An 18,169-nucleotide genomic window follows, 5' to 3' on the forward strand; every position below is an offset into this window, starting at 1 on the left:
TGAAATGACAAGCAGTAATACGATTAAGCAATTAGATAAGGATTATATCGCCCAAACCTATGGCAGATTTGACCTTGCACTGTCGCACGGAAAAGGTTGTGAAGTGTGGGATTTTGAGGGCAATAAGTATCTCGATTTTACCAGTGGCATTGGGGTAAACAGTTTAGGCTGGGCGGACGAGGATTGGCTACAAGCCGTTACCACACAAGCCGGTAAATTGGCTCATACCTCAAACCTGTTTTTTACTGAACCGGCAAGCCAATTAGCCCAAAAATTAGTGGCTGCAAGCGGTCTAAAACGGGCATTTTTTTGCAATTCAGGGGCAGAGGCAAATGAAGGAGCAATTAAAACCGCCCGTAAATATAGTTTCGACAAATACGGAGCCGGTCGTTCAACAGTTTTAACTCTCGTCAATTCTTTTCACGGGCGAACTATTTCAACCCTTGCTGCTACCGGGCAAGATGTGTTCCACAAGCATTTTTTCCCCTTTACCGAGGGCTTTGAATATTTACCTGTAAATGACATTGAGGCATTGAAAGCTCGCTTGGAAACCGAGAACGTTTGTGGGATTTTGCTGGAAGTAGTGCAGGGCGAGGGCGGTGTTTGCTCATTAGAGGCGGATTATCTGCACGCCGTGCAAAGCCTGTGCCAAGAAAAAGATATTTTATTTATGATTGATGAAGTGCAAACTGGCATCGGACGAACAGGCACAGTCTGCGCTTATCAACAATTTGATTTAACACCTGATTTAGTCACGCTTGCTAAAGGCTTAGGCGGAGGCTTGCCTATTGGTGCTTTTCTGTTAGGCGAAAAAGTGGAAATGATATTAGGCAAAAGCGACCACGGTTCTACCTTTGGTGGCAACCCGGTTTCCTGTGCTGCTGCAAATGTGGTAATCGATAAAATTAACGCCGAATTTCTCGCCCAAGTGCAACAAAAAGGGCAACTTTTACAGCAACGTTTAGCAAGCTTACCAAAAGTTAAATCTGTTTCAGGTTTAGGTTTAATGCTTGGTGTAGAATTTGAGGAAGGCATTTTAGCCGCTGACGTTGTTGCAAAATGTATCAACAAAGGCGTGCTGTTTTTAACCGCTAAAAGCAAGTTAAGATTACTCCCACCGCTGATTATATCGGAGGAGCAAATTGAGCAAGGTGTGAACATAATGAGAGAGGTTTTAAAAAGTTATTAATTTTTTTATATCGTTTTGGTTTGATAAATTCAGGGGCTACTAATAAGTAGTCCTTGTTTATTTTAGAGTATTTTATCAGGTTAATGAGAATGCCTTCTATTTTTAAGTTATTGATTTTATTGGTATTTATATTTGTTTTGATGTAAGTCAATTTATTTATACTTCTTTCGGGTTAAAGTTTAATTTACTTAATCTAAGTGGGGGAAATTATATGAGTGATTTTAATCTTAGCTTAAATCGTCGTCATTTTCTGAAAACCACATCAGCAGCGGGTTTGACTGCTGCAGCTTCCGGCTTATCTCTTCCTTTTACAGCGAAAGCTGAATCTATCCCTGTTAAAACAGTAAATGATGAAAAAATTGTTTGGAGTGCTTGTACAGTAAACTGCGGTAGCCGTTGTGTTTTGCGTATGCACGTTAAAGACGAGCAAATTACTTATGTAGAAACCGATAATACGGGGACAGAAACTTATAATGTTGATCACCAAGTACGAGCTTGTTTACGTGGCCGTTCAATGCGCCGTCGGGTTTATAATCCTGATCGCTTGAAATATCCGATGAAACGTGTAGGCAAGCGGGGCGAAGGAAAATTTGAACGTATCACTTGGGATGAGGCTTTAACAATAATAGCGGCTTCACTAAAGAAAAATATTGCTCAATATGGAAATGAGAGTATTTATTTAAACTATGGTACAGGTACTTTAGGGGGAACTATGACAAAATCATGGCCTCCTGGTTCAACTATGGTTGCACGGTTGATGAATTGTATAGGGGGATATCTCAATCATTATGGTGATTATAGTACAGCACAAATTGCTGTTGGGCTAGATTACACCTATGGTGGAGGTTGGGCATTAGGTAATGGAATGGCTGATATAGAAAACTCTAAGCTTATTGTATTATTTGGCAATAATCCTGCGGAAACTAGAATGAGCGGAGGAGGGTTAACTTATTGTATTCAGCAAGCTAAAGCAAAATCTAATGCGAAATTAATTCTTATTGATCCCCGCTATACGGATACCGGTTTAGGTAAAGAAGATGAATGGATTCCTATCCGTCCTGGTACAGATGCGGCGTTAGTGTCGGCTCTTGCTTATGTGTTGATTACGGAAGATTTGGTTAATCAGCCATTCCTTGATAAATATTGTGTTGGCTATGATGAGAAGACCTTGCCGGCAAGTGCGCCCAAAAATGGGCACTATAAAGCCTATATTTTAGGGCAGGGAGAAGATGGTATCGCTAAAACCCCGGAATGGGCATCGAAAATCACCGGTATTTCGGCAGATCGTATAGTGAAATTAGCTAGAGAAATTGGCTTAACGAAACCAGCTTGTATTTCACAAGGTTGGGGGCCGCAACGTCGCAGTAATGGTGAAATTCTTTCTCGTGCGATTGCCATGTTACCTATTTTGACTGGAAATGTGGGAATCAGTGGTGGTAACACGGGTGCTCGTGAAAGTACTTACAGTATTCCGTTTGTGCGTATGCCGACTTTAACTAACCCGGTAAAGGCCAGTATTCCAATGTTCCTTTGGACGGATGCGATCATTCGTGCAACGGAAATGACTGACAAAACAGACGGTATTCGTGGTGTAGAACGTTTGACTGCTCCAATTAAAGTTATTTGGAACTATGCGAGTAATTGTTTAATTAACCAACATGCGGATATTAATCGTACTCATCAGATTCTACAGGATGATTCTAAGTGTGAGCTTATTATTACTATCGACAACCATATGACCTCAACAGCGAAATATAGCGATATCTTGTTACCTGACTGCACCACATCTGAGCAAATGGACTTCTGTTTAGATGCTTTCACTTCCAATATGAATTACATCATTTTTGCAGATCAAGTGGTCAAGCCACCATTTGAGTGCCGTAATATTTACGATATGTTGAGTGATTTATCAGAAAAATTGGGGGTAAAAGAGCAATTTACTGAAGGTCGTACACAAGAGGAGTGGCTACGCTATATTTATGAACAATCTAAAGCACGACTCCCTGAATTACCCACGTTTGAGAATTTTAGAAAACAAGGTATTTTCAAAAAAGTCGATCCGAATGGTTTCTATATTGCTTATAAAGATTTTCGAGAAAACCCAGAGGCTAATCCATTAGCAACACCATCAGGTAAGATTGAAATTTATTCAGAACGCCTAGCAGAAATCGCTCAAACGTGGGAGTTAGACAAAGATGAGGTTATCCATCCATTACCAATTCATGTCGATAGTTTTGAGCATTACGGAGACCCGTTAATAGAAAAATACCCACTGCAAATGTGTGGTTTTCACTATAAAGCCCGTACACATTCAACATATGGCAATGTGGATGTGTTGAAAGCTGCAGCACCGCAAGAAGTTTGGATTAATCCGATTGATGCAGAACCTCGGGGCATAAAAAACGGCGATATGCTGAAAATTTTTAATGATCGTGGTGAAGTCCATATCAATGCCAAGGTTACTCCTCGTATTATGCCGGGTGTAGTGGCTTTAAGTGAAGGTGGTTGGTACGCCCCTGATAATAAAGGAATCGATCACGGAGGTTGTGTGAATGTGTTAACAACACAGCGCCCATCTCCTTTAGCTAAAGGTAATCCACAACATTCTAATTTGGTTCAAGTTGCAAAATTATAGGAGTAAGCTATGGAACAATATGGTTTTTATTTCGACTCTGAGCGTTGCACTGGCTGTAAAACTTGTGAACTCGCCTGTAAGGATTATAAAGATTTGGATACAGAGGTGAATTTCCGCCGTATTTATGAATATGCTGGCGGTAATTGGATACAAGATAATCACGGCTGTTGGAATCAAGATATCTTTACTTACTATATGTCTATTTCTTGCAACCACTGCGATGATCCTGTTTGTAGCAAAGTTTGTCCGACAGGAGCAATGCATAAAAATGCTGAAGGCTTCGTTTTAGTTGATGATGCCAAATGTATTGGCTGTCGTTATTGCAGTATGGCTTGCCCTTATGATGCACCGCAGTTTGATGTGAAAAAAGGATTAATGACGAAATGCGACGGATGTTATTCACGAGTAAAAGAGGGTAACAAGCCAATTTGTGTAGATGCTTGCCCATTGCGTGCGTTGGATTTTGCTCCGGTTACAGAGCTTCGCAAAAAATATGGCGAGCAGGCTTCTATTGCTCCATTACCACCAGCAGATTTTACTAAACCGAATTTGGTCGTAAAACCGAATAAGAATGCTCGCCCGAGTGGCGATAAAACCGGCTTCTTAGCAAATCCAAGGGAGGTGTAATATGAACGGACTACACGAATTGCCTTTAATTATTTTTACTGTTCTTACTCAAGCAGTGGTGGGGTGTTGGCTATTATTTAGTTTTATTCTGTGCCGTGATAATTCAGAGCAAAGCCGCTCTTATTTGCATAAAGTAATGTTTATTCCCTTAGCTTTATTAGCAATGGGATTTATTGCATCAGTTATGCACCTAGGTTCGCCTTTAAGAGCATTTAATAGTTTAAATCGTGTTGGGCAATCAATGCTAAGCAATGAAATTGCAAGCGGAGCTGCTTTCTTTGCGTTAGCCGCTTTGTATTGGCTATTAGCAATGTTAGGTAAGATGCCAAGAGGAATTGCAAAAATCTGGCTAATTTTGACCGCTTGTATCGGCTTGCTCTTTATGTATATGATGAATAATCTCTATCATATCAGCACAGTACCAACTTGGAATACCGTATTTACCTCGTGGCACTTTTATTTAACAGTTGTTATTGGTGGTAGTGCGTTAGGGTATGCATTATTAAAAAGTAATCCTCATCAAGAATATTCACTTTACTACTGTTCTTGGATTTATTTTATTGCGATATTTTTAGCTGCTATTGTGGTTATTTATCAAGGCTTCAATTTAAGTCAAATCCACAGTTCAGCTATGCAAGCAACAGCATTAGTGCCGGATTATGCCATTATGCACGCAGTACGATTATGCTTACTAAGTTTAGCCGGTGTTTTGTTATTTAAGGGGAAAAATACCGTATTTCTGGGACTAGTAGTTATAATAGTGCTATTTGGTGAAATGATTAGTAGAACAGTATTTTATGGCTTACATATGACTGTTGGAATGGCAGTTTTAGGATAAAATAAAGGGCGGACTATTTGCCTTTAAGAATTTTTATATTCGAGGTGGTATGGATAAAGCATTATTAGAGTGGATTTCCTTAAGTGGAAGATTATTGGGAACACTATTTTATTATTCGCCAAATGAACAGCAGTCTCAAACTGTATTATCTCTATTTTCTGCTCCTGATTGGCAACAACAATGGTTTATTCAGCATTTAGAAACGCAAGATTTAATAGCTAAAGGGCTAAAACAAAATCTTCCTAGAGATTATCAAGTATTGTTTATCGGTCCAAATGAACTGGCTGCACCACCTTGGAGTTCTGTTTATTTAGATAAAGAATCAGTTATTTTTGGTGAATCGTTATTAAATTTAAGAGCATTTTTGCAAAAGCATCGGATTATCTTTTCACTTGGTACAAATGAACCTGAAGACCATTTTGGATTGATGTTAATGTTATCCGCCTATTTAGCTGAAAATAAGCCAGAACTGTTAGCTGAATATTTAGAAGGCTATCTATTAAATTGGGCTTATCGATATTTAGATTTATTAAGTGTTCAACAAGATTATCCTTTTTATCAAGGGCTGGCACTACTTGCCAAAGATACATTACTTTTTTGGCAAGAGCAGGCGAACATAGAAGTTATCCAATCTCAATTCTATCGGTAAGAATATGCAACCTAGAAATGAACAATATTATGAGGCTTATTTAAATCATAAACAGATTTCAAGGCGAGGGCTACTACGCACACTCTTTCACTCTGTAGATAAAGGGCAAAAAGAACACAATATTCGTTTAGCTCATCGTCCGCCTTTTGCTGCAGAAGAACATCTATTTCTGGCTGTTTGTACTGGCTGTGGTGATTGCACTCAGGCCTGCCCATATAATTTAATTCAAATTCAGCAACAAAAAGCTGTTTTAGAGCTAGATTATATGAGTTGTAATTTATGTGGAAAATGCGCCGAAAGTTGTTCAACCAATGCGTTAAATAGCGTATTTAAACAAGATACAGAGCTTCGTCCAAATTTCTCTAGCAAATGCTTAGTTAAACAAAATCAGTTTTGCACTATGTGTCAAGACAAATGCCCGCAGAAAGCTATTTCTGAAAACTTAGCAGTTAATGATGAATTATGTAATGGCTGTGGGGAATGTAAGATAAGTTGCTTTTTGTCAGCCATTCAATTAGTTTAACCAAAAAGAAAATCAGCACTAAAGAGTGCTGATTTTTTTATGTTCTACGAACGTTTCATAATCTCAAAAAACTCTTCGTTGGTTTTTGCCATCATTAATTTGTCGATTAGCCATTCGATAGCATCTACTTCATCCATTGGGTTGAGGACTTTGCGTAACATCCAAGTTTTTTGGAGTTCGTCTGCTGCCATTAAGAGGTCATCTTTACGAGTACCTGAGCGGTTGAAGTCAATCGCAGGGAAGATGCGGCGTTCTGCAATACGGCGAGAGAGGTGTAATTCCATATTACCCGTACCTTTGAACTCCTCGAAAATCACTTCGTCCATTTTTGAGCCGGTATCCACAAGTGCGGTTGCGATAATGGTTAAGCTACCACCTTCTTCCACGTTACGAGCTGCACCGAAGAAACGTTTTGGACGGTGCAAGGCGTTTGCATCCACACCACCGGAAAGAATTTTGCCGGAAACCGGGGTAACGGTGTTGTAAGCACGAGCAAGACGTGTGATGGAGTCTAATAAAATTACCACATCTTTTTTATGCTCTACCGAACGTTTTGCTTTCTCGATTACCATTTCTGCAACTTGAACGTGTCGGGTTGCAGGCTCATCAAAGGTTGAGGCAATTACTTCACCACGTACGGTGCGTTGCATCTCTGTTACTTCTTCCGGACGCTCATCAATTAATAATACGATAAGCTCACATTCAGGATGATTATGGGTGATGCTTTGTGCAATATTTTGCAGTAACACGGTTTTACCAGCTTTTGGTGGGGCAACAATTAACGCTCGCTGACCTTTACCGATTGGGGCGGCTAAATCTAAAATACGAGCGGTTAAATCTTCTTTTGATCCATTGCCACGCTCCATTTTTAAGCGAGAATTGGCGTGCAGAGGGGTTAAGTTTTCAAAGAGAATTTTACTGCGAGAGGCTTCCGGTTTGTCATCATTAACTGAATCGACTTTTAATAGGGCAAAATAACGTTCACCTTCTTTTGGCGGGCGGATTTTCCCTTCTACTTTATCACCGGTTTGTAAGTTAAAACGGCGGATTTGGCTTGGTGAAACATAAATATCATCAGGGCCGGCTAAGTATGAGCTATCCGATGAGCGGAGGAAACCGAAACCATCCGGCAGAATTTCAAGCACGCCTTGTCCGAAGATGTCTTCACCGCTTTTTGCGTGTTGTTTAAGAATAGCGAATACAATGTCTTGTTTACGTAAACGAGCCAGATTTTCTAAGCCCATTTGGTTTTCACCCATTTCCACAAGCTCTGAAACAGGGGTATTTTTAAGTTGAGTAAGATGCATAATTTGAATGTAAAATTGTGATTAATTAAGATTGGATTGGTTGATATTGATTAGATACGGCAAACCGTAAAGATGTGGCGAAGAATAGCGCAATAGAATAGAAATTGCAAATTTTTTATAAAAAATGACCGCTTGTTTCCAATAAAAATGCCGACATCAGCCGGCATTTTTGCATTTTTTAATAATATTAAGCCTCAATCCCTTCAAAGAGTAGCGTACTTAAATAACGCTCTGAGGCTGAAGGCAGAATCACTACAATTAATTTATCGGCAAATTCAGGTAATTTTGCGATGCGATTTGCAGCAGCAACAGCTGCACCTGATGAAATACCGCCTAGAATCCCTTCTTCTGCCATTAAACGGCGTGCAGTTGCAATCGCGTCTTCGCTTGAAACTTGTTCAACACGGTCAATGAGTGATAAATCTAAGTTTTTCGGAATAAATCCTGCACCAATGCCTTGAATTTTGTGTGGGCCTGGTTTGACTTCTTCGCCGTTTAAAGTTTGCGTAATAACCGGCGATTCACTTGGCTCTACCGCCACCGAAATAATTTGCTTGCCTTTGTCTTGCTTGATCGCACGGGATACACCGGTAATAGTACCACCAGTTCCTACGCCTGCTACTAATACATCAATTTTACCTTCAGTCGCCTCCCAAATTTCAGGGCCGGTAGTTTGTTGGTGGATTGCCGGGTTTGCCGGGTTTTCAAACTGTTTTAAGGTAACATAGCGATCTGGGTCGGAAGCCGCGATTTCTTCAGCTTTCGCAATCGCTCCTTTCATTCCTTTTGCCCCTTCGGTTAAGACTAAATTTACTCCTAAGCCACGCAACAAGCGTTTACGTTCGGTACTCATTGTTTCAGGCATCGTTAAAGTTAATTTATACCCACGAGCGGCTGCCACATAGGCAAGGGCAATACCGGTGTTACCACTGGTAGCATCTACAATTTCTTTATCTTTGGTGAGAATACCGTCTTTTTCTGCCTGCCACACCATATTGGCGCCAATACGGCATTTTACGCTAAAGCTCGGGTTACGACCTTCCACTTTCACGACAATATTGCCGTTACCGAAATTTTTTAAACGTACAAGTGGAGTGTTACCGATAGAATATGAGTTGTCTGCGTAGATAGTCATAGAGATATTCCTTAATAAGTATGGATATTAGCGTTTATCATACTTATTTTTGAACGCTTTGCTAATAGCTGGAATTTATTTTATATAACTAAAAAGAATATGAGAGTATGGAGAGTAGCAGTCTGATTTTATTTTTGCAAAAAATCAACAAAATCAGACCGCTTGTGAGGGTTAGACGTGGGCTTTATTGATCAAAAATTGTGTTAGTAAGGATACCGGTCTGCCGGTCGCCCCTTTGGCTGCCCCAGATTTCCAAGCCGTGCCGGCAATATCTAAATGTGCCCAAGTATATTTCTTGGTAAAGTTAGAGAGGAATTGACCGGCAGTACAGGCTCCACCTAAACGTCCGCCAATATTGGCAAGATCGGCAAAGTTGGATTTTAACTGTTCTTGATATTCTTCTCCTAAAGGTAAACGCCACGCTTTGTCATCAGCTTGTTCTGCAGCGGCTAAGAGTTCGTTTGCTAAACCGTTATGAGGTGACATTAGCCCGCTGTTATGATTCCCCAAGGCGATCATACAAGCACCGGTTAGGGTGGCTATATCAATCACGATTTCTGGGTCAAAACGTTCTACATAGGTGAGAGCATCACATAGCACTAAACGTCCTTCTGCATCGGTGTTGAGTACCTCAACGGTTAAACCAGACATTGTAGTGAGAATATCCCCCGGTCGATAGGCTTTGCCATCAACCGCATTTTCACAGCCGGCGAGTAGGCCGATAACATTGAGTGGTAATTTCATCTCGGCAATTGCTTTGATTGTACCGTAAACAGTAGCAGCTCCGCACATATCGTATTTCATTTCGTCCATCGCCTCCGCAGGTTTAATGGATAAACCACCGGAGTCAAAGGTCATTCCTTTGCCGACTAAGATAATCGGTTTCGCATCAGTATTCGGATTGCCTTTATATTCAATCACTGAAAGAAAGGCTTCATTTTCAGAGGCTCTGGAAACTGCTAAGTAGGCATTCATTCCTAATTCTGCCATCTGTTTTTCATCAATAATGGTAGTTGAAATGGCAGGATAGTCGGAGGCTAACCCCTTAGACAATTCGGCTAAATAGCGAGGATTACACACATTCGGTGGGCAATTTGCTACATTTTTAGCGTGGCTGATTCCCAGTGCTACGGCTTTTCCGTGTTCTAAAGCTCGTTCAGCATCTGGAAGATCTTTACGGTGTGCGACGTTAAAAATCACACGGCGTAATTCACGGCGAACTTCAGGTTTGATGCTTTTGAAATCGTTATAGGCATATAGCTGTTCTTGGATTGCCTCTACCGCAAATCGAACATTCCAATAAGGTGTTCTGCCTTTAACATGCAGTTCGGTTAAAAAGCTGACGGCTTCCATTGAGCCGGTCTCATTAATGGTTTGTACACTTTTTTGAATAATCTGTTTGTATTGCCGTTCGGTTAATTCACGCTCTTTTCCGCAGCCGACTAATAATACTCGATCAGCAAGCACATTCGGGACATTATGTAAGAGTAAGGTTTGTCCGGCTTTACCTTCTAAATCTCCTCGTCTCAGTAGGGTACTGATATAGCCGTTACTTAATTTATCAAGCTGTTCCGCAGCAGAGCATAATCTGCGAGGCTCATAAACACCAACCACCAAACAAGCCGTTCTTTGTTTTTCAACACTACCGTTTTTGACACTAAATTCCATTTTTCCTCCTTAATTTTTATTGCTACAGATTTTATAATTCCAACATAATCATCAACGATAAGTAAAATATAGATATACTCTGATGTAAATCATTATTTAAAATAATTTACTTTTTATTTGCAAATATTAAATGTTTTTTGCGGTCGTATAGATAATTTTACTGGTTTTTCTTTTAGTTTGCTTACTTTATACTAGAAGAGTTTTTTAGATTTAAGAGAATAATTGGAGATAAAAATGATGCGCTTTTGGGGTAAAACGTTTATTGTTGGTCTAATCGGCTTAGGGACTCAAAACACTATTTTCGCTAATGATGATGCTCAAATTAGTCGCTATGAGCAGGCAAAGTTACGTCTTTCTTATGATGGAAATGTGGGCAATTTACTTCAGCAGTTATCACAACGTTTAAAAGTTGGTTTTATTGCTTATGATGTTGATATTACACGTAAAATATCGCTTCAAAATGAGACAGAAACTGCGATTAAGACAATTAATGAACAAATTGAATCACAATTAACCAATATTGATGTCCGTTTTGAAAAAATAGGTGAACGGTTATTTTTGGCTGTTTCAGCTAAAGACGTTGCACCATTATTGCAAAATGAGCCTAAAGAGGTGCAATTTGTTGGGGATGTTATTTTTGATGGAGAACCAACTTTAACAGAACAGGCACAATCTACAGCAGAAGCGGCTAAAGTTCAAAATATTCTTAATATTGCGACTAATCAAGAGAATATTATGGCTGCAAAAGGGAAAAAAGCACCTCAATATAAAACGGTAACGAAGGACAATATAGGGCTTAAAAATATTAGAGTTACCGCATTAGGTACATTCTTAGTATTTGACACTAGTGTTGAGGCGGCTAAGTTACGTGTGAAAGGAAACTTTGAAGATATTGCACAAGGTGAAAATATTATAGCTATCCTTCATCAAAATACGGAAGCTCCTCCTAAGATTGAAATTGAAAATAGCCAAGGTAAGAAATTAATTCTTGAAGCTCATAAAGCTACATCATCGAAAAAATCGAAAAAACAATAATACTTACGCACGGCAAAACCGTGCGTGATATTTTCTATAGGTGATTTTTTTGTATGAAAAAGGTATCATTAGCGATTCGAATAAGTTATTTTGCGCTCTTTGCAAAAAATTCACAAAAACAGACCGCTTGTGTTTAAGCGGTATTCAGATTTGTAAATGTTATAGAGAAAAAACGTGATCTTAAGCCGATATTTAACCAAAGAGATATTTAAAAGCCAATTAGCGATATTGTTTATCTTATTGCTGATCTTTTTTTGTCAGCAATTAGTGCGTGTTCTAAGCTCTGCTGTGAGTGGTAAAGTGCCGGCAGATTTAGTGGTGAGCCTATTAGGCTTAGGTATGCCGACAATGGCACAATTAATGCTGCCGCTTTCGCTGTTTATCGCCTTGTTATTAACCCTCGGGCGGTTTTATGCCGAAAGTGAAATTACCGTAATGCGGGCTTGTGGTATCGGGCAAGGGCTATTGGTTAAAGTGGCGATGTTTCTCTCGATTTTTACCACTGCATTAGCGGTTTATAACGTGTTTTGGCTTACGCCTTGGGCAATTAATAAACAGAGTGAAATGTTAGCGGAAGCGAAAGCCAATCCACGTTTTGCGGCTCTTTCAGCCGGACAATTTATGTCTGCCGGTGGCTATGTGTTATTTATTGATAAAATTGAAAATAACAGCCTAAATGATATTTACGTTTTCCAGCCGGAACAGCAGAAGAAAAACAAACCTTCTGTGGTGGTTGCTGAATCCGGCACGCTGCAAGGTTTGCCAAATGGCGATCAAGTCTTAACCTTGGCGGAGAGCAAGCGTTTTGAAGGCACACCACAAAGTGCCGATTTCCGTATTTCGCATTTTGAGAATTATTCTGCTTATTTAGGCTACCAAGACGTTGAGTCTGATGAGAAATTGGTGCAACGAGCCGATTTCAAAAAGTTAATCGAAACCAAAACGCCTGAAGCAAAAGCCGAGCTTCATTGGCGACTAGCCTTAATTTTAGCCGTGCCGTTAATGGCGTTATTGGCAGTTCCGATGAGTAGCGTAAACCCTCGCCAAGGACGTTTTGCTAAACTACTACCGGCGTTATTGTTATATTTGATTTACTTTTTACTCCAAAGCTCGCTGAAATCTTCAGGGGCATCCGGCAAACTGAATGCAGAAATATTGATGCCGTTGGTGTCAGTTGCCTTTTTAGTTTTAGGTATTATTTTAAATGCTTGGGATAGTAAATTTGTGTCTAAATTACGCTATCAATTTGGTGCAAAAAAATTAACCAATAAGGCGGTGGCATAATGCAATTTTTCTCAATGAACATTTTAGAACGCTACATTGGTCGAACGATTTTATCTGCGATTTTCTTGACTCTTTTTTTGCTGGTTGGGTTAGGGGCAATCATTAAATTTGTGGAAGAGTTTCGTGATGTAGGACGTGGCTCTTACGATGGCTTAAAAGCGGCATACTATACTTTTTTAACTATTCCACGAGATATCGAAACCTTTTTCCCGATTGCGGCATTACTTGGCTCATTACTCGGTTTAGGCAACCTAGCGAGCCGTAGTGAATTGGTGGTGATGCAAGCCTCCGGTTTTTCCCGTTTCCGCATTGGTTTAGCCGTGATGAAAACTGCCTTACCGTTAGTAATTTTTACGATGATTATCGGCGAATGGGGCGTGCCACAAACCGAGCAGTTTGCCCGTAATATGCGTTCGATTGCCCAAAGTGGCGGCTCAATGCTTGCCACAAAAGACGGGTTTTGGGCGAAAGATGGCAATTCATTTATCTATATTAATCATATTAAAAATGAAAAAAGCTTAGATAACGTACTGATTTATCAATTCGGCGAAGGACAAAACAAACGTGAATTGCAATCTGTTTTAAAAGCCCGAACTGCGAATTACAGTGATGAAAAAGGCTGGGTGCTATCTAAAGTGGAAAAATCGACTGTGGGAGAAAATCAGATCCAGCAAGCTAAACAGCCAGATCAAGTTTGGCAAACCAGTTTAACCCCTAGCAAATTGGGCATTGTTTCACTCAAACCGGAGTCGCTCTCGATTTCAGGCTTGGCAGATTATGTCGGCTTCTTAAAAGATACCGGACAAGATCCGAAACGTTTTGAGATCACCTTCTGGCGAAAAGTATTCCAACCAATCTCAATGGCGGTGATGATGCTACTTGCGATCTCCTTTATTTTCGGGCCGCTTCGTAGTAGTACGATGGGGGCGAAAATTGTGATTGGTATTGTTGCCGGCTTTATGTTCTATGTGGCAAATATTGTGTTTGGCAATTTAAGCTTAATTGCCACTTGGTTACCTGTACCGGTTGGAGCATTAATTCCAAGCCTACTCTGTTTGATCATCGTTTGGTGGCTGTTAAGCAAAAAACGTGATTAATTTTAACTCCCTTCTTTAGATAAAGCAGGGTTGTTAGGTTCTGAAAGGGCGAATGTAATTCGCCCCTACATTCGGATTTTAAATGTAACTCTGAGCAAGAATAATGCTCGTTTGTAGGGGCGAATAACATTCGCCCAACGGGATTTTATTCACAGAAGGCTTCACTTTTTAGAACCTGACAGTCTTTACTAAAGAGGGGAAACTTCTTTACTTAGATTATATTCCTATGTCAGATTGTCGTTTCGTTCATTTAAAAGTTCACAGTGATTTCTCAATGATTAATGGTTTAGCTAAGGTAAAATCCTTAGTTAAAACCGCTGCCGCTAATAATATGGTGGCGATGGGCTTAACGGATTTTACAAACTTTTGCGGGTTGGTGAAATTCTATGGCGAAGCATTGGGAGCAGGGATTAAGCCGATTATCGGGGCAGATGTTTATGTTAGAACCGAGAGCGGCAATGAAGATTATTTTGAGCTGACATTACTGGCGAAGAACAACAAAGGCTACCATAATATTACCCAAATTTTGTCCAAAGCCTATCAGCAAGGATATATTGAATTTCCGATGGTGGAACGTGAATGGCTGGCAGAGCTGAATGAAGGCATTATCATTCTTTCGGGTGGGCGAATGGGCGATGTGGGTAAAGCCTTACTCAAAGAAAACCGACAAGAAGCCGAAGAAAAACTGGCTTTTTATCAGCAATATTACCCGAATCATTTTTACCTTTCCGTTTGCCGTACCGGACGGGCAGACGAAGAACGCTACATCAAACAAGCGGTCGAATTTTCACAAAAAAATGCAATTCCGCTGGTGGCGGTAAATGATATTGTCTTCTTGAAAGAAGATGACTTTGACGCACACGAAATTCGGGTTGCGATTCACGACAGCTACACCCTAGACGACCCGAAACGCCCGAAAAAATACTCACCGAAACAATATTTCCGCACTGAAGAAGAAATGTGCAAGTTGTTTGCCGATTTACCGAGTGCATTGGCAAACACGGTTGAAATTGCGAAACGCTGTTCGGTTACCGTGCGTTTGGGCGAGTATTTCCTGCCAAATTTCCCGACCGGTGAGCTTTCTACCGAAGATTTTTTAGTGAAAAAATCGAAAGAAGGCTTAGAAGAGCGATTGGTATTTCTCTTTCCTGATCCCGAAGAGAGGGCGAACAAGCGGTCGGTTTATGACGAAAGATTGCAAGTTGAATTAGATGTAATTAACCAAATGGGGTTCCCGGGTTACTTTTTGATCGTGATGGAGTTTATCCAATGGTCGAAAGATAATGATATTCCGGTAGGACCGGGGCGTGGCTCAGGGGCAGGCTCATTGGTGGCTTATGCGTTGAAGATTACCGATCTTGACCCATTGGAATTTGATTTGCTTTTTGAGCGTTTTCTTAACCCTGAGCGTGTTTCAATGCCCGATTTTGACGTTGATTTCTGTATGGACGGGCGAGACCGTGTGATTGAACACGTTGCGGAAACCTACGGGCGACAAGCGGTATCGCAAATTATCACATTCGGTACGATGGCGGCAAAAGCGGTCATTCGAGATGTAGGGCGAGTGCTTGGACACCCCTATAGCTTTGTGGACCGCATCTCCAAACTCATTCCGCCCGATCCGGGAATGACGCTTGAAAAAGCCTTTGCCGCTGAGCCAAAATTGCCTGAGCTATATGAAGCCGATGAAGAGGTGAAAGACCTTATTGATATGGCTCGTAAGCTCGAAGGCGTAACTCGCAATGCCGGTAAACACGCAGGTGGGGTGGTAATTGCCCCAACTGCGATTACCGATTTTTCACCGCTTTATTGCGATAGCGAAGGCTTACATCCGGTTACCCATTTTGATAAAAATGACGTGGAATATGCAGGATTAGTGAAGTTTGACTTCTTAGGCTTGCGTACGCTCACCATCATCAAATGGGCGTTGGAGATGATTAACGAACGCTTGGCTCGTGAAGGCAAAGAGCCGATTCGGATTGAAACCATTCCGCTTGATGATAAAAAATCCTTTGATCTGTTGCTGGCAGCTAAAACTACGGCTGTATTCCAGCTCGAATCACGGGGAATGAAAGACTTAATTTCTCGTCTGAAGCCGGACTGTTTTGAAGATATTATCGCATTGGTGGCACTATTCCGCCCGGGGCCGCTGGAATCAGGTATGGTGCAGAACTTTATTGACCGTAAACACGGCAAAGAAGAGGTTTCTTACCCTGATCCGCAATACCAACACGAATGCTTAAAACCGATTCTTGAGCCGACTTATGGGGTAATTGTTTACCAAGAACAGGTTATGCAAATTGCCCAAGAACTTGCCGGTTATACACTTGGTGGAGCGGACTTACTCCGCCGTGCAATGGGTAAGAAGAAACCGGAGGAAATGGCTGCACAGCGTGAAGTGTTTGAAAAAGGGGCGGAAGCTAAAGGGATCGACGGCAAACTTGCCGGTCAAATTTTTGACTTGGTGGAAAAATTTGCCGGCTACGGCTTTAATAAATCGCACTCTGCAGCTTATGCGTTGGTTTCTTACCAAACACTTTGGCTAAAAGCCCATTATCCCGCAGAATTTATGGCTGCGGTAATGACCTCAGAGATGGATAATACCGATAAAATTGTCGGGTTCTACGATGAGTGTATGAATATGGGCTTAACCGTTGTGCCGCCCGATGTAAACAGCGGTAAACATCGTTTTAGCGTAAATGAAAAAGGTGAAATTGTTTACGGGTTAGGAGCGATTAAAGGCGTTGGGGAAGGACCGATTGAGGCAATTCTGGCAGCTCGCCAAAAAGAGGGGAAATTTAAAGATCTATTTGATTTAACCGCTCGGGTTGATCTGAAAAAAATTAACCGCCGCACCTTTGAAAGCCTGATTATGTCCGGTGCTTTTGACAAATTAGGCCCTCACCGAGCTGCTTTGATGAAGAATTTGGAAGATGCTCTTAAAGCCTCAGATCAGCACGCTAAAATGGAGGAACTTGGGCAGAGCGATATGTTTGGCGTGCTTACCGAGACACCGGAAGAAGTGCAAAATGCTTACGCCAATACGCCAAAATGGTCGGAGCAAGTGATTTTAGATGGCGAGCGAGCCACGCTCGGGCTGTATTTGAGCGGACACCCGATTGGTAGATTCCTCAAAGAATTATCCCACTATGCTCCTAATCGACTGAACGAATTACAGCCGACTTTCCGAGGGCAAATGACTACGGTTTCAGGGATTGTTATGGCATCTCGAGTGGCAGTTACCAAGCGAGGAAGTCGTATTGGGATTGCGACTATTGAAGATCGTTCGGGTAAATTGGACATTACCCTTTTCTCGGAAGCCTTAGAAAATTTCGGGCATTTGATGCAACAAGACCAAATTATTGTGGCAACAGGTTCGGTACAGTTTGATGATTTCAGCGGTGGGCTGAAAATGTCAGCTCGCGAAGTGTTATCGCTTGATGAGGCTCGAGGTCGATTTGCCAAAAGTTTAGCGTTAGCGATTAGCAAAGAGCAACTTTCTGCAGATTTTATTAAAAAAATGACCGCTATCATCAGCCCGCATAAAGAAGGCACTTTACCGCTACATTTTTATTACCAAAGCCCGGAAGGTAGGGTATTGCTTAAAGGTGGAGTAGAGTGGCGAATCAGCCCAAATGAGACAATGTTCAGCGAATTAAAGGCACTTCTTGGTGAACATTCGGTTGAGCTGGAATTTGAATAGAAGGGTGAGCTTTGGCTCACCCTTGTAGTTGTTAGACCTATTTATATTTTTTGTGATATTCACGCTTAATCATTTCAAGCTCGGAAATCAGCATTTTGGCTTCTTGTAATTCACCTGCTTGGGCTTTTTCATTGGCTTGATTAACCACATCAATCAATTTTTGCATACCGGCTTGGTAATCTTCCTGAGCGGCTTTATCGCCTTCTACGCTATTAGGAAAAATCCCTTTGGTTTTCTCGGTAATCGTAATGAAATCATTAGCGATTTGGCTAAACTCTTCAGCCGATTCGGCACGCATTAATTTATTCGCCTGCATATTCATTTGCATCATCTCCATTTTAATGCTTTGAGCAGTGGTAAATGCTGAAAATGCCAGTAATGTTGTTGCTAAAAGGTATTTAATTTTCATATTGTTCCCCACATAAAAATCGGATTGTAATGGATTAGCTTGCCATTACGCAATATTTCTTAGAAAATAT

Annotated in this window: 14 protein-coding genes; 10 read left to right on the forward strand and 4 right to left on the reverse strand. The window is 41.0% G+C overall.

The features are described from left to right. Window positions 1-4: 4 nt before the first annotated feature. The 6 genes from EL242_RS05200 to napF all read left to right on the forward strand — a co-directional run bounded on the left by EL242_RS05200 (window position 5) and on the right by napF (window position 6,461). On the forward strand, window positions 5-1,189 hold the full coding sequence (locus EL242_RS05200) for an aspartate aminotransferase family protein (protein WP_126301773.1): 1,185 nt from the start codon (window positions 5-7) through the stop codon (window positions 1,187-1,189). 211 nt (window positions 1,190-1,400) lie between these two features. After that, entirely contained in the window at window positions 1,401-3,824 is a 2,424-nt protein-coding gene (locus EL242_RS05205; RefSeq protein WP_126301774.1) for a DMSO/selenate family reductase complex A subunit, read from the forward strand. Between the two features lie 9 nt (window positions 3,825-3,833). Then, window positions 3,834-4,451 (forward strand): DMSO/selenate family reductase complex B subunit, encoded by a 618-nt coding sequence (locus EL242_RS05210; RefSeq protein ID WP_126301775.1) that lies wholly within the window; start codon window positions 3,834-3,836, stop codon window positions 4,449-4,451. Between the two features lies 1 nt (window position 4,452). Further along, on the forward strand, window positions 4,453-5,289 hold the full coding sequence (locus EL242_RS05215) for a DmsC/YnfH family molybdoenzyme membrane anchor subunit (protein ID WP_126301776.1): 837 nt from the start codon (window positions 4,453-4,455) through the stop codon (window positions 5,287-5,289). 49 nt (window positions 5,290-5,338) lie between these two features. Further along, window positions 5,339-5,938 (forward strand): Tat proofreading chaperone DmsD, encoded by a 600-nt coding sequence (gene dmsD / locus EL242_RS05220; protein ID WP_126301777.1) that lies wholly within the window; start codon window positions 5,339-5,341, stop codon window positions 5,936-5,938. 4 nt (window positions 5,939-5,942) lie between these two features. Further along, the gene (napF, locus tag EL242_RS05225; protein ID WP_126301778.1) at window positions 5,943-6,461 is read left to right on the forward strand and encodes a ferredoxin-type protein NapF; all 519 of its coding nucleotides are present in this window, start codon (window positions 5,943-5,945) and stop codon (window positions 6,459-6,461) included. A 44-nt stretch (window positions 6,462-6,505) separates the two neighbouring features. Here napF and rho read toward each other — a convergent pair whose 3' ends face one another. From rho to pepA, 3 genes are all read right to left on the reverse strand, one after another. Then, window positions 6,506-7,768, reverse strand: coding sequence for a transcription termination factor Rho (rho, locus tag EL242_RS05230; RefSeq protein WP_126301779.1), 1,263 nt, complete (start codon window positions 7,766-7,768; stop codon window positions 6,506-6,508). 187 nt (window positions 7,769-7,955) lie between these two features. Next, the gene (gene cysK / locus EL242_RS05235) at window positions 7,956-8,903 is read right to left on the reverse strand and encodes a cysteine synthase A (protein ID WP_126301780.1); all 948 of its coding nucleotides are present in this window, start codon (window positions 8,901-8,903) and stop codon (window positions 7,956-7,958) included. Between the two features lie 171 nt (window positions 8,904-9,074). Continuing rightward, a complete protein-coding gene (pepA, locus tag EL242_RS05240) occupies window positions 9,075-10,571 on the reverse strand; it encodes a leucyl aminopeptidase (RefSeq protein WP_126301781.1) in 1,497 nt (498 codons plus the stop codon). A gap of 234 nt (window positions 10,572-10,805) precedes the next feature. Here pepA and EL242_RS05245 point away from each other — a divergent pair, with 234 nt between their 5' ends. The 4 genes from EL242_RS05245 (at window position 10,806) to dnaE (ending at window position 17,690) form a co-directional block, all read left to right on the forward strand. After that, complete coding sequence (locus EL242_RS05245; RefSeq protein WP_232019698.1) at window positions 10,806-11,606, forward strand: hypothetical protein; 801 nt, start codon at window positions 10,806-10,808, stop codon at window positions 11,604-11,606. A 174-nt stretch (window positions 11,607-11,780) separates the two neighbouring features. Next, window positions 11,781-12,890 (forward strand): LPS export ABC transporter permease LptF, encoded by a 1,110-nt coding sequence (gene lptF, locus EL242_RS05250; RefSeq protein WP_126301782.1) that lies wholly within the window; start codon window positions 11,781-11,783, stop codon window positions 12,888-12,890. Next, the gene (lptG, locus tag EL242_RS05255) at window positions 12,890-13,987 is read left to right on the forward strand and encodes an LPS export ABC transporter permease LptG (RefSeq protein ID WP_126301783.1); all 1,098 of its coding nucleotides are present in this window, start codon (window positions 12,890-12,892) and stop codon (window positions 13,985-13,987) included. The genes lptF and lptG overlap by 1 nt, the downstream gene beginning before the upstream one ends. A 226-nt stretch (window positions 13,988-14,213) precedes the next feature. Continuing rightward, window positions 14,214-17,690 (forward strand): DNA polymerase III subunit alpha, encoded by a 3,477-nt coding sequence (gene dnaE, locus EL242_RS05260; protein ID WP_126301784.1) that lies wholly within the window; start codon window positions 14,214-14,216, stop codon window positions 17,688-17,690. Window positions 17,691-17,727: 37 nt separating this feature from the next. Here dnaE and EL242_RS05265 read toward each other — a convergent pair whose 3' ends face one another. Further along, window positions 17,728-18,099 (reverse strand): cytochrome b562, encoded by a 372-nt coding sequence (locus EL242_RS05265; RefSeq protein WP_126301785.1) that lies wholly within the window; start codon window positions 18,097-18,099, stop codon window positions 17,728-17,730. Between the last annotated feature and the right edge of the window lie 70 nt (window positions 18,100-18,169).

Origin of the sequence: Mannheimia haemolytica (assembly GCA_900638155.1) — a bacterium.
GTDB classification, from domain to species: Bacteria; Pseudomonadota; Gammaproteobacteria; order Enterobacterales; family Pasteurellaceae; genus Mannheimia; species Mannheimia glucosida.

Bases quoted from the DNA above. Each gene is read 5' to 3' on its own strand.
- EL242_RS05200 (WP_126301773.1), top strand. From the start codon at position 5: ATGACAAGCAGTAATACGATTAAGCAATTAGATAAGGATTATATCGCC.
- EL242_RS05205 (WP_126301774.1), top strand. From the start codon at position 1,401: ATGAGTGATTTTAATCTTAGCTTAAATCGTCGTCATTTTCTGAAAACC.
- EL242_RS05210 (WP_126301775.1), top strand. From the start codon at position 3,834: ATGGAACAATATGGTTTTTATTTCGACTCTGAGCGTTGCACTGGCTGT.
- EL242_RS05215 (WP_126301776.1), top strand. From the start codon at position 4,453: ATGAACGGACTACACGAATTGCCTTTAATTATTTTTACTGTTCTTACT.
- dmsD (WP_126301777.1), top strand. From the start codon at position 5,339: ATGGATAAAGCATTATTAGAGTGGATTTCCTTAAGTGGAAGATTATTG.
- napF (WP_126301778.1), top strand. From the start codon at position 5,943: ATGCAACCTAGAAATGAACAATATTATGAGGCTTATTTAAATCATAAA.
- rho (WP_126301779.1), bottom strand. From the start codon at position 7,768: ATGCATCTTACTCAACTTAAAAATACCCCTGTTTCAGAGCTTGTGGAA.
- cysK (WP_126301780.1), bottom strand. From the start codon at position 8,903: ATGACTATCTACGCAGACAACTCATATTCTATCGGTAACACTCCACTT.
- pepA (WP_126301781.1), bottom strand. From the start codon at position 10,571: ATGGAATTTAGTGTCAAAAACGGTAGTGTTGAAAAACAAAGAACGGCT.
- EL242_RS05245 (WP_232019698.1), top strand. From the start codon at position 10,806: ATGATGCGCTTTTGGGGTAAAACGTTTATTGTTGGTCTAATCGGCTTA.
- lptG (WP_126301783.1), top strand. From the start codon at position 12,890: ATGCAATTTTTCTCAATGAACATTTTAGAACGCTACATTGGTCGAACG.
- dnaE (WP_126301784.1), top strand. From the start codon at position 14,214: ATGTCAGATTGTCGTTTCGTTCATTTAAAAGTTCACAGTGATTTCTCA.
- EL242_RS05265 (WP_126301785.1), bottom strand. From the start codon at position 18,099: ATGAAAATTAAATACCTTTTAGCAACAACATTACTGGCATTTTCAGCA.